This window comes from Psychrobacter sp. M17(2026) (assembly GCF_055699815.1).
The window spans coordinates 1,200,573-1,213,277 of record NZ_CM146741.1; the positions used below are offsets into that span (position 1 = coordinate 1,200,573).

Consider the following 12,705-nt stretch of genomic DNA (forward strand, 5'->3'; position numbering starts at 1 on the left):
AAAGTAAAAAAAAGAGTTTTCAAAGTTAACCACTATATAAACTAATAGCGGTTAAAAAAGTCAGGGGCGAACTTGACCGCTATAATCGTGCCTTTTGGCTCATTATCAGTCACGATCAAGATGCCGCCCAAACTGTGCGCGCGCTCTTCCATAATCATCAGGCCATGATGTAGGGATTGATCAACCTCGCCTGCGATACCAACCCCATCATCTATAATCGCCATAACGATATGAGTGTTTTCATCATTGTGGCCAAAATCAATCTCTACATTGTTGGCATGAGCATGACGGCTTATATTTGATAAGGCTTCTCTGGCGATTTGAATAAGATCCACCTGTTCAGCGGCGGTTAGATTGAGCGTCATGACGTTATTATTCACGGTCACATCAAAGCCACCTTTTAAGGCAAATTCGCTAGCCGATTCGTGCAAGGCTTCATCAAAGTTATCGTTATCAATAGTCAGACGAAAGGTCACCAATAAGTCTCTTAGCTCCTGATAAGCAGATTTTAGCCCTGTTTTTATGTGCTCAATATGCGCCCAAACATTTTTTTCAGCTGCTATCTCTTGTTGGGTGAAGGCTTTTTTCAGGTGTTTTTCTAACACGCTAATCTGTATCTTAAGATAGGACAAGGACTGCGCCAAAGAGTCGTGCAGCTCTCTTGCAATAGTCGTACGCTCTTCAAACAGCACCAGCTGATACTCCTGCTGTCTTTGTTTACGTAGTGATAGCGCGGTACTGATTAGGCTGGTGAGCGTAGTAATGAGCTCATCATTTTCAAAGCGAAAATATGGGCTATTTTCATCAATAATCGGAATACGATTGGAGGCTTTCGGTGATCTTTGAAAAGTTTTTTCACCCATATTGGCAGCGCTAGATGTTGATAGATCAGGCGATTGTGATTGTGGCGGGGTAGTCGGTAGCATAGACTTAGGCCGCACTCTTAACTCACCAAATTTAGCCTTTTGATGGGCGATAAGATAAGATTTAGTATGCTCATTGTTTTTGATACTACAATTATCACAAGTGAGTTTGGCGCACAGCTCTTGCATATTATCACTGTGCAAGGCTATAGAGTCTTTATGATTAAGTACATCATTTTGTAGGCACAAGGTGAGCTCTAGGTGCGGCAGTATCTCGCCAAAGTCAGTAATTAAGCTGTCAAGTTTATGCAAGCTTAACTGGCTGGTGGTTAAATGTTGGGCGAAATCATAAAGTAAGGTCAATGCTTGGTTAGCTTTGATTAAATGCTGGGTCTTTATGCTTATCTCGTTTTCAAGGGAGAGCTGGCACGTATCAATCGTTGCAGCCATCTTATTAAAAGATGCCCCCAAGGCATTAAATTCGCTATAGCCTGATATAGCTACTCTCGTATCATATTTGCCTTGTTCAAATGCTGTATTAGCGTTAATAAGCTGCTCCACTGGCATCAGCACGTTGCGTCGAAGCTTATACAGACCGACCATCATAATAAGTATAGTCAGCACTAGCGAGACAAGCTGGAGCAATTGCTGCCAGTTTTGCCGCTGCTCATTCCTATACTGCAATTCACTCACTAACGCATCCACATCATCAACATAAGGTAATGAGGCGGTATAAAAAGCTCCTTTATCTTGTAATAGCAATGCAGGCTTTAGCTGCTGTAACCACTGCTTTTCAATGCTGTCAAAACCTTGATCAATGAGCTTATGCTTACGCTTACTTTCTATTAAATAAGTATCTAACTTTCCCAGCCTAGCTTCCATATCTGTGATGAGAATCACTATTTTTGCATCATCTCCAAGCACATGAGCCGTTTTGCTATCAGTCAAGGTATTAGCTGTCTGCTGGCTAGTAGAGTCATTTACCTGCGAAGAGCTTTCTATATCAGTGCTAGCACTACCAGTAGGATTAACATCAACAAAATCAGTCGCCAATTGAAAATTAATTCGATAAGCGGCCATCCGTACTGATCCTGCTGTATTAATGGCTTGAGCATCGGTCTCTGATATCCATGCCAGCATACCGCCGCCGAGCGCTGATACCAAGCATAAGAGAGCAATAGCACAGGCGCTCGCCCATGCTTGAATAGGTAAAGAATGACGTAAAAATTTTCTGATCATGAATAACACTTCACTTATCAAATACTATAACGAATTTAGGGGATAAAAAAGCCAAACAATAATCACTCATTGCTTATTCAACTTCTTACCCTTTTAACTTTTACCCTACAGATTGAGAAGGATAGCGCCTTAAACCTACTAAGGACTACTCCTTTAGGGTGCCAGTATACCACCATGTATGAATACTAATAAAACAACACTCAGAGTAAGGTGAGATATAAGGTTTTATTCATAAATGACTTTTTAACTGTACTGATTTAACCGTACTGATCAAAAATAAGATAAAAATAGGGCGGATAAGCAAAGGTGGTGGACGATATCGCAGAGGTTCAGAGTCTGTTTTCTACTACTTGATGATATCTAGCGACTTATATAAGCAGTGATAAGCGAGGAAGAGCATGAGTAATAAACACTATACAAAAGGCGGTAAACTAATTACTGACTGGCGTCCTGAGGTGCAAGAATTTTGGGAAAATGGTGGTAAAAAAGTAGCTACGCGTAACTTATGGATATCGATACCTGCCCTGTTACTTGCCTTCGCGGTTTGGATGGTATGGAGCGCGGTCATCGTAAACTTACCTGAGATTGGCTTTAGTTTTGATGATGGTCAGCTGTTTTGGCTAGCAGCGCTGCCAGGACTGACGGGGGCAACACTACGTATATTTTACTCTTTCATGGTGCCCATCTTTGGGGGTAGACGCTGGACCGCAATTTCAACCGCATCCTTGCTTATTCCAGCATTATGGATGGGCTTTGCGGTTCAAGATCCAAATACACCATTCATAACCTTTGCTATTATTGCGCTGTTGTGTGGTTTTGGTGGCGCGAACTTCTCCTCTTCTATGTCTAATATCTCGTTCTTTTATCCCAAATCTGAGCAAGGCACGGCGCTAGGTCTAAATGCAGGCTTAGGTAATCTTGGCGTCTCAGTCATGCAGTTCGCTATCCCTGTCGTTATTGGGCTAGGTGTTTTTGGTGCTTTGGGCGGCGCGCCGCAAGTCACGGCAGCTGGCAAAGAGCTGTACTTACAAAATGCAGGCTTTATTTGGATACCTTTTATCGTTGTTGTCTCAATAGCGGCTTGGTTTATGATGAATGATATCTCATCTGCCAAAGCATCGTTTAAAGATCAATCGGTTATCTTTACCCGTAAGCATAACTGGATAATGTGTATTCTTTATATGGCAACTTTCGGCTCATTTATTGGCTTTTCTGCCGCTTTTCCAATGCTGATAAAAGGCTCTTTTCCTGAAATAAACCCCCTTAAATACGCCTTTTTAGGACCATTTGTCGGCGCCATATTTCGTCCATTAGGCGGCTGGGTATCGGATAAAATAGGTGGCGCACGAGTAACCTTTTGGAACTACATAGTGATGGTTATTGCTGTCATTGGGGTGATGTACTTTTTACCTAGTGAGACCAGTCAAGGCAGCTTTGTCGGTTATTTTATCTGCTTTATGGTGCTATTTATTACTACAGGTATCGGTAACGGCTCAACCTTTACTATGATCCCTGTTATTTTCAAAACCTTTTTAGAGCGTCTACACCCTAGTAGAGTAGGCACAGAAGCCTTGTTTATTGAAATACGTAAGGAGTCTGCTGCAGTTGTTGGCTTTACCGCAGCTATCGCAGCTTATGGTGCTTTCTTTGTACCGAAGATGTTTGGTTCAGGTCTAGGAGTATCTGGTACTTTCATTGCTTTGATTATTTTCTATATCGTTTGTATCGTTTTAACTTGGTGGTATTACAGCCGCGGTAATGCTGAAATCCCTTGTTAAGAGGTTTTAAATCTAAAAAATAAATCCAAAATGATTGTTCGGTTTGGCTACTTATCTGAGTAGCCTTTTTTTATTTAATTTTTTATCAGATTCAAGCGGATAGCGAACATCGAGCACTACTACTAAGGGAGTAGATCCATGCTCATATTAGTCAATAGTCAGACTATGTAAGGTTTCATAAAATGATGATACCGAAATAGTATTGTTAGCTGTATTCATAGAGCTAAGCATTAGACCAAATATTAGAACTCTCTGTTAGGACTAAGCATCAAAGCTATTTATTAAACGCATGCTAGGGCTAGATATATAACGAGCATCAACACAAAGGATAGAGATATGAGCCATTTACTTGACCAATTTCGTTTTTTTAAGCGTAAACAAGGCGAGTTCGCTGACGGACATGGCGAGACTCGTGCAGAGTCACGTTCGTGGGAGGATTCTTACCGCAACCGCTGGCAGTACGACAAGATTGTGCGCTCAACTCATGGCGTCAACTGTACTGGCTCATGCTCTTGGAAGATTTATGTTAAAAACGGTCTAGTAACGTGGGAGACGCAGCAAACGGACTATCCAGAAACCCGTCCAGATCTGCCAAATCATGAGCCGCGCGGCTGTCCACGTGGTGCTAGTTATAGCTGGTATATGTACTCGGCTAATCGGGTCAAATATCCTAAAGTTCGTAAGCCGCTACTCAAGCTATGGCGCGAAGCCAAAGGCCAGTTCCCAGACCCTGTTGATGCCTGGGGCAGTATTGTCGAAGACCCTATCAAAGCCGAACAGTACAAGTCTAAGCGCGGCATGGGCGGCTTTATCCGCTCAACATGGGGCGAGGTCAATGAAATCATCGCGGCTAGCAACGTCTATACGGCTAAGACTTATGGCCCTGATCGCATTGTTGGCTTCTCACCGATTCCTGCAATGTCAATGGTTAGCTATGCCGCAGGTAGCCGCTATCTATCTTTGATTGGTGGTGTTTGTCTATCGTTTTATGATTGGTACTGTGATCTACCACCAGCCTCACCGATGACTTGGGGCGAGCAAACGGACGTGCCTGAATCAGCGGATTGGTACAACTCGGACTATATTATTGCTTGGGGCTCTAACGTGCCGCAAACGCGTACGCCTGACGCGCATTTCTTTACCGAAGTTCGTTATAAAGGTACCAAAACCGTCTCTATTACCCCTGATTATGCGGAAGTGTCAAAGCTTACTGACTTATGGCTTAACCCTAAACAAGGAACGGATGCGGCATTAGCGCAAGCGTTTTGTCACGTTATCTTAAAAGAGTTCTATCTCAAGCAGCCAAGCGACTATTTTTACGACTACGCCAAGCGTTATACCGATTTGCCTATCTTAGTTATGATAGAGGGCGAGGAGGGCATGCGTCGTCCTGGTCGCTATCTGCGAGCATCAGATTTGGTCGATGATTTAGGTCAAGAAAATAACCCAGAATGGAAGACGATTGGCTTAAGTCAAACGGGCGAGCTGGTATCGCCACAAGGCTCAATCGGTTATCGCTGGGGCGAAAAAGGCAAATGGAACATCGAGCAAAAAGACGGCGCAACGGGTAAAGCGTTTGATTTAACTCTAAGCCTAAAAGACAGCGCTGAGACTTGTACCGTCGCTTTTGATTACTTCGGTAATGTCGAGCATCCTCATTTTAACTGTGTACCTGGTGAGGCGATCCAGCAAAAAACGATTCCTTGCAAGACCATAACCCTTACCGATGGCACAACCGCTACGGTTGCCACAGTGTTTGACTTAACCACTGCCAGCTTAGGCGTCGATAGTGGTCATGGTGGCGATCATGTCACTGACGATTATAACGATGCAACCGTACCAGGCACGCCTGCTTGGCAGGAAGTGATAACAGGCGTAAGCCGTGAGCGCGTGATTCAAGTAGCCCGTGAGTTCGCTGAAAACGCCCATAAAACCCACGGCAAATCGATGATTATCATCGGTGCGGGTATGAATCACTGGTATCACCTCGATATGAACTATCGCGGTGTCATCAATATGCTCATGCTCTGCGGCTGTATCGGTAAGTCTGGCGGCGGCTGGGCACATTATGTGGGTCAAGAAAAACTGCGCCCACAAACTGGCTGGTTGCCACTAGCCTTTGCACTCGACTGGCATCGTCCGCCACGTCAAATGGCAGGTACGAGCTTCTTTTATGCGCACAGCTCGCAATGGCGTCATGAGACCATCTCAGCGCACGAGATACTATCACCACTGGCGAATAAAAAGTTCTTCCCAGAGCACATGCTGGACTACAACATTCAAGCAGAGCGAGCGGGCTGGTTACCCTCAGCGCCGCAGCTCAATCGTAACCCGTTGACTATCGCCGCCGAAGCTAGAGCCAAAGGTCAAGATATCGAGGAATATGTCGTTGATTCCTTACATGAGGGCAGCCTACGCTTCGCTTGTGAATCTCCAGATAATCCCGTCAACTTCCCGCGCAACATGTTTATCTGGCGCTCGAACCTTTTAGGCTCATCAGGTAAAGGTCATGAGTATATGCTCAAGTACTTCTTGGGCACCTCAAACGGTCTACTCAATGAGGAAAACCCGACGGGGCATCTGCAACCTAAAGAGGTCGATTGGGTCGAAAAGGGTCCTACAGGCAAGCTTGACTTAGTGGTGACCTTAGATTTTCGCATGTCATCAACTTGTCTGTACTCTGACATCGTCTTGCCAACCGCGACTTGGTACGAAAAAGATGACATGAATACCTCAGATATGCACCCGTTCATTCATCCTTTGACCGCTGCTACTGATCCTGCTTGGGAATCCAAAACCGATTGGGAAATCTATAAAGGTATTGCCAAGACCTTCTCTGAAGTCTCTAAAGGGCATTTAGGCGTTGAAACCGATGTGGTCACTTATCCGATGCAACATGATAGCCCAGGTGAGCTGGCTCAGCCTTTTGGTGGTACCGATTGGAAAACCGCTGGCGAAAAACCTGTTCCTGGTAAAAACTGCCCAATGATCAAAATCGTTGAGCGTGACTATCCTAATACTTATGCCAAATTCACCGCGCTTGGGCCACTCATGGACGAGCTAGGTAATGGCTCTAAAGGGCTGAACTGGGATACTAAAGAAGAAATTGTTAACTTAGGCGATCTGAACTACAGAATCGTGAATACTGGTGTTGCTGAAGGTCGACCACGTATAGAGACAGCGGCTAACGCTTGTGAAACCATCCTAATGCTAGCGCCTGAAACTAATGGTCATGTCGCGGTTAAAGGCTGGGCTGCGTTGTCTGAATTTACGGGTCGCGATCATAGCCATTTGGCCAAACCTAGTGAGCATATAAAAATTCGCTTCAAAGACATCGTCGCGCAGCCACGTAAGATTATCTCAAGTCCGACGTGGTCAGGTATTGAGTCTGACAAGGTCAGCTATACCGCAGGCTACACTAATGTTAATGAGCTTATTCCTTGGCGTACGATTACTGGTCGTCAGCAGTTTTATCAAGACCATCCTTGGATGCAAGCCTTTGGTGAACAGATGCAGCAGTATCGTCCACCAATCGATACCAAAACCACTGAAATCATCAAAGACGCCAAGCCTAATGGCAATAAAGAGATTGTCCTAAACTTTTTAACACCGCATCAAAAGTGGGGTATTCACAGTACTTACTCTGAAAACCTACTAATGCTGACCCTAAGCCGTGGTGGTCCTTGTGTTTGGATGTCTGAAACAGATGCACGCAAGGCAGGTATCGTCGATAACGATTGGATAGAGCTGTTCAATGCTAACGGTGCGCTAACAGCCCGTGCCATTGTCAGCCAACGGGTCAAAGAGGGCATGGTCATGATGTATCACGCTCAAGAAAAACTAGTCAACATCCCAGGCTCGCAGCAAACCGGTATTCGTGGCGGTATTCATAACTCGATGACCCGTACTATCCTAAAGCCCACTCATATGATCGGTAGCTACGCCCAGCAATCTTACGGCTTTAACTACTATGGCACGGTAGGCTGTAACCGCGATGAGTTTGTCGTTATCCGTAAAATGTCAAAAATCGACTGGTTAGAAGAAAAACCAGATGATGAACTGCCGCGCCCATTGCCAACCACTATCGATGGATAAAACGGCATTGCAGTATTTTAGGATAAGACAAGTTTTTAATTATGCTTTTTAATGATAGCTGGAGCACACACCCATGAAAATTCGTTCACAAGTCGGCATGGTGCTTAACCTTGATAAATGTATCGGTTGCCACACCTGTTCAGTCACCTGTAAAAACGTTTGGACCAGCCGCGAAGGTATGGAATACGCGTGGTTCAATAATGTTGAGTCAAAACCAGGTATTGGTTATCCCAAAGAGTGGGAAAATCAAAATAAATGGAAAGGTGGCTGGATACGTAATGCTAATGGCACTATTAATCCGCGTATCGGTGGTAAGTTCCGCGTATTAGCCAATATCTTTGCCAATCCTGATTTGCCTGAGATTGATGACTATTATGAGCCGTTTGATTTTGATTATCAGCATCTGCATACCGCCCCTATCGGTAAGTATCAACCGATTGCGCGCCCACGTTCTTTAATAACGGGCAAGCGTATGCAAAAGATCGAATGGGGCCCTAACTGGGAAGAAATCTTAGGCACTGAGTTTGAAAAAAGACGTAAAGATAAGAACTTTGACAATATCCAAGCTGAGATATATGGCGAGTATGAAAACACCTTTATGATGTATCTACCGCGCCTTTGTGAGCATTGTTTGAACCCTACTTGCGTCGCCTCTTGCCCTAGTGGTGCGATCTATAAGCGTGAAGAAGACGGCATTGTCTTGATCGATCAAGACAAATGCCGTGGTTGGCGCATGTGTATCTCTGGCTGCCCTTACAAAAAGATCTACTACAACTGGAAGTCTGGTAAATCTGAAAAATGTATCTTCTGTTATCCCCGTATCGAAGCGGGCTTGCCGACGGTATGTTCAGAGACTTGTGTTGGGCGTATTCGCTACTTAGGCGTATTGCTCTATGACGCTGACAAAATCGCCGAAGCCGCGAGCACCCCTAACGAGCAAGACTTATATCAAGCACAGCTTGATATATTTTTGGATCCGAACGATCCTGCGGTCATCGCTCAAGCGTTAAAAGATGGCGTGCCGCAATCGGTTATTGATTCAGCCCAGCGCTCACCTGTTTATAAGCTGGCAGTCGATTGGAAACTAGCGCTACCGTTACACCCTGAATACCGTACGCTACCTATGGTTTGGTATGTACCGCCATTATCACCGATTCAAAACGCTGCTGAAGCGGGCAAAGTCGGTATGGACGGTCTCATCCCTGATGTTGACAGTTTACGTATTCCACTGCGTTATCTTGCCAATATGCTGACAGCAGGCGATGAAGAGCCGGTACGTTTGGCTCTGAAACGCTTGCTCGCTATGCGTAGCTACAAGCGTATGCAACTGGTCGAAAAGCAAGAAGTACAAAGCATCTTAGACGACGTCGGTTTGACTAAACTGCAAGTCGAGGAGATGTACCGTTATCTGGCTATCGCTAACTACGAAGATCGCTTTGTCATACCAACCGCGCACCGTGAAGAAGCCTTAAGCGATGCATTCGCTGAACGTGGCGGCTGTGGCTTTACCTTTGGCGATGGTTGCTCATCTGGTGAGTCTGATAACAGTATGTTTGGGCAAAGTAAAACCAATCGTCGCGACTTTACCCAAACTGTCCAAAAGTGGGAGGTATAACATGCCAAATTCTAAACTAAATAGCCCCGAATCTTATAGCGCCCAGCCTTACAATAATGATTTAGGCGACGATTTAGATAATGATTTGGATCATGATACGGATGTGCTTCCTATGATTGAACATTCTGAGCTGAAGATCCTCAAAGTACTCAGCTTATTGGTAGATTATCCAACCAATGAGCTGTTTGCAGACGATACTTTTGCGACCTGCAAGCAAATAGTAATGAGTTCAACCTTGATCAGTCCACAAGTGCGCCGTCAAATTAGCGACTTAATCGATAGTTTAATCGCTAAAGGATCGCTTGAAGCGCAAGCGGAATATGACGGACTATTTGAGCGTGGTCGTACTTTATCACTATGGTTGTTTGAGCATGTGCATGGCGAATCGCGTGATCGCGGTCAAGCCATGGTGGATCTGATGAATCAGTACGAAGAAGCTGGTTTTATGATCAATATGAAAGAGCTACCAGACTATATTCCTTTATATCTAGAGTTTTTGGCTTATCAAGCAACGGTGATAAACGACGATATTCAGATTCGTATGGAGATAGCTGATGTCAGCCATATTATTGCTTTGCTAGCCGCTAGACTCAAAGACCGCAGTAGCCTGTACGAAGGTTGTTTTAATGCGCTATTGCAAATCGCTGGTAAGCCGCTTGATATCGTGGCGGATTACGATGAAAAAATCAGTAAAGAGCCACGCGATGACACTTTTGATGCCATAGATAAAGAGTGGGAAGAAGAGGTCGTTGATTTCTTAGATGCCCAGCAAGAAGAGCGCTGCGCCTCATCCACTAGCACGCAAAGCCTTGCGGCTAAGGCTGGAGTTAGAAAGTCTACGTCAGCGGCAAAAATGGTTGATGCGCCCGTACATTGGGTGGATTTTAAGCAAACTAGCAAGCAAAACCAGACAGCTGACCAATTATAAGGAGAGATAACATGAATCTTGGAGCGCCTAGTTTACAAGCTTTAGCCAGCCTAAATTGGCTACAAATATTCCTTTTTGGTGTTTATCCCTATATTGCGTTGGCTATTGCTATCGTTGGTACTTGGGTGCGCTTTGATCTATCACAGTACTCTTGGAAATCCAGCTCTTCGCAGATGCTCAGAAAGAAAAACATGCGCTGGGCGAGCAACCTATTTCATGTCGGTATTATTATCGTGTTACTTGGGCATTTATTCGGTTTGCTCACGCCGCATATTTTATATGATCGCTTTATCAGTGCAGGTAATAAGCAAATATTAGCAGTAGTGGTTGGTGGTATTGCTGGCGTGTTCTGCTGGATTGGGCTAGTGATGCTGATGTGGCGACGTTTTACTGATGATCGCATCTCTAACACTTCTAAGTTTTCCGACAAAATGATATTGGTAATATTGTTTGTGCAGTTAACGTTAGGACTAGGCACTATCTTTACCTCAGCTCAGCATTTAGATGGATTGACCATGCTCAACTATGCAGGGTGGGCACAGGACATTACACTCTTAAGACCAATACAAGCCGCAGCACGTATCGAGCAGGCGGATCTTATTTATCAGCTACATATGGCATTAGGTATCACTTTGATTATGATTTTCCCATTCACCCGTTTGATTCATATTATCAGTGCGCCTGTGTGGTATCTCGGTCGTCGATATCAGATCGTTAGACAAAAAAGCTCTCAATAAAAAGCTCTCAATAAAAAGTCTCAATAAATAGTCGCAATAATGATGCAAGGGAATTTGAATAATGTTATTATAAGATGTATTTAAAATGAATGTTTAACGATGGTTTGATAGCTGGCCTATAAACCATCGTTGCATTTTTCAAATGCATACCTTCAATACATATATTAATTAACTTATTTAGATCCTGAAAAAGAGAAATATTATGGCTACTGCACAAACGCTAAAAATCGTCAAAGCAACCGTTCCTGTATTAGAAGAACACGGCAACGCTATTACCACTGTATTTTATCAAAATATGTTCGCCAATCATCCTGAGCTACTCGATATCTTTAATGAAACCAATCAAAAGCTAGGCCGCCAACAAACGGCATTGGCAACGACGGTTCTGGCGGCCGCGAAACATCTTGAGCATTTGGAAGTTTTATTACCACAAGTGACCGAAATAGGTCATAAGCATCGTGCTTTGCAGATCTTGCCAGAGCATTACCCTATCGTCGGCGAGCATCTAATAGGCGCTATCAAACAAGTGCTAGGCGAGGCGGCTAACGATGACATTATAGAGGCTTGGACTGAAGCCTATGATGAGATCGCTAATGTCTTTATTCAGTTTGAAAAAGGCTTGTATATTGATGCGATGTGGAAAGGCTTTGCGAGCTTTAAAGTCGTCGAAAAAGTAGCCGCTGCAACAGATATTGCCGCCTTTACTGTCGTTCCTGTAAATGATGATTCAGAAGATAAAAGCCAAAATATTGATTTGAGCAAACTTGCTTTAACCGCTGGGCAATACATCACGGTAAAAACAAACCCTCAAGACAGCGACCATTTAGCGCTACGTCATTACTCTTTAAACTCCACTATTACCGATAAAGGTATTCAGTTCGCTGTCAAAAGAGACAATCGCAATGGTCATTATGGCTTAGTCTCTAACTATCTACACGACGAGCTGCAAGTGGGCGAGACGCTGTTATTATCAGCACCAGCGGGCGACTTTGCTCTTGATAAAGAACTTATCCATCAGAACGATATTCCATTAGTATTTATTAGTGCTGGCGTGGGGATTACGCCTATTCTAGCGATGCTCGAGACTCAAGTAACGGCGAACCCTCAGCGTCCTATTATCTGGGCTTATGCTTGTCAAAATAACGATCATCATGCTTTTGAGAGTCAAGTAAATCAACTTTTAGAGTCAGCGACCACGGTAGAAAAAAATATCTTCTACTTTGATAGTGGACAGCTATTAGGTAACGACTTACTGGCTACTTTGCCTAAACCTGCTGACATCTACGTCTGCGGCTCTATGCCGTTTATGGAAAGTATGATTGGTGGCTTAACAGCGCTTGAGCACAGCACTGATAGTGTCCATTACGAACCGTTTGGTCCTAAAATGAGCCTACAAATCGCTTAAGTCTTTGTATTAATAGTAATGATAATAACAACAGAACGGCATTTA

Annotated in this window: 7 protein-coding genes; 6 read left to right on the forward strand and 1 reads right to left on the reverse strand. The window is 44.1% G+C overall.

Going from position 1 to position 12,705, the window contains the following annotated elements; genetic code table 11:
* Positions 1 to 41 precede the first annotated feature (41 nt).
* Positions 42 to 2,102 carry a histidine kinase gene (locus ACR63T_RS05065; RefSeq protein WP_472784968.1) on the reverse strand — a complete coding sequence of 687 codons (2,061 nt, stop codon included), beginning with the start codon at positions 2,100 to 2,102 and terminating at the stop codon, positions 42 to 44.
* A 398-nt stretch (positions 2,103 to 2,500) separates the two neighbouring features.
* Between ACR63T_RS05065 and ACR63T_RS05070 the strand changes: the two genes are divergently transcribed.
* The 6 genes from ACR63T_RS05070 (at position 2,501) to ACR63T_RS05095 (ending at position 12,660) form a co-directional block, all read left to right on the forward strand.
* Entirely contained in the window at positions 2,501 to 3,880 is a 1,380-nt protein-coding gene (locus tag ACR63T_RS05070) for a NarK family nitrate/nitrite MFS transporter (protein WP_472784969.1), read from the forward strand.
* Positions 3,881 to 4,216: 336 nt separating this feature from the next.
* On the forward strand, positions 4,217 to 7,975 hold the full coding sequence (locus tag ACR63T_RS05075; protein WP_472784970.1) for a nitrate reductase subunit alpha: 3,759 nt from the start codon (positions 4,217 to 4,219) through the stop codon (positions 7,973 to 7,975).
* 73 nt (positions 7,976 to 8,048) lie between these two features.
* Entirely contained in the window at positions 8,049 to 9,590 is a 1,542-nt protein-coding gene (gene narH, locus ACR63T_RS05080) for a nitrate reductase subunit beta (RefSeq protein ID WP_305899969.1), read from the forward strand.
* Positions 9,591 to 9,702: 112 nt separating this feature from the next.
* A complete protein-coding gene (gene narJ, locus ACR63T_RS05085; RefSeq protein WP_305900272.1) occupies positions 9,703 to 10,518 on the forward strand; it encodes a nitrate reductase molybdenum cofactor assembly chaperone in 816 nt (271 codons plus the stop codon).
* 11 nt (positions 10,519 to 10,529) lie between these two features.
* Entirely contained in the window at positions 10,530 to 11,255 is a 726-nt protein-coding gene (narI, locus tag ACR63T_RS05090; protein ID WP_305899970.1) for a respiratory nitrate reductase subunit gamma, read from the forward strand.
* 202 nt (positions 11,256 to 11,457) lie between these two features.
* Positions 11,458 to 12,660 carry a globin domain-containing protein gene (locus tag ACR63T_RS05095; RefSeq protein ID WP_472784971.1) on the forward strand — a complete coding sequence of 401 codons (1,203 nt, stop codon included), beginning with the start codon at positions 11,458 to 11,460 and terminating at the stop codon, positions 12,658 to 12,660.
* Positions 12,661 to 12,705: the final 45 nt, after the last annotated feature.

Coding starts and splice junctions, on each gene's coding strand:
- narI (WP_305899970.1), top strand. CDS start 10,530: ATGAATCTTGGAGCGCCTAGTTTACAAGCTTTAGCCAGCCTAAATTGG.
- ACR63T_RS05095 (WP_472784971.1), top strand. CDS start 11,458: ATGGCTACTGCACAAACGCTAAAAATCGTCAAAGCAACCGTTCCTGTA.
- narH (WP_305899969.1), top strand. CDS start 8,049: ATGAAAATTCGTTCACAAGTCGGCATGGTGCTTAACCTTGATAAATGT.
- ACR63T_RS05065 (WP_472784968.1), bottom strand. CDS start 2,102: ATGATCAGAAAATTTTTACGTCATTCTTTACCTATTCAAGCATGGGCG.
- narJ (WP_305900272.1), top strand. CDS start 9,703: ATGATTGAACATTCTGAGCTGAAGATCCTCAAAGTACTCAGCTTATTG.
- ACR63T_RS05070 (WP_472784969.1), top strand. CDS start 2,501: ATGAGTAATAAACACTATACAAAAGGCGGTAAACTAATTACTGACTGG.
- ACR63T_RS05075 (WP_472784970.1), top strand. CDS start 4,217: ATGAGCCATTTACTTGACCAATTTCGTTTTTTTAAGCGTAAACAAGGC.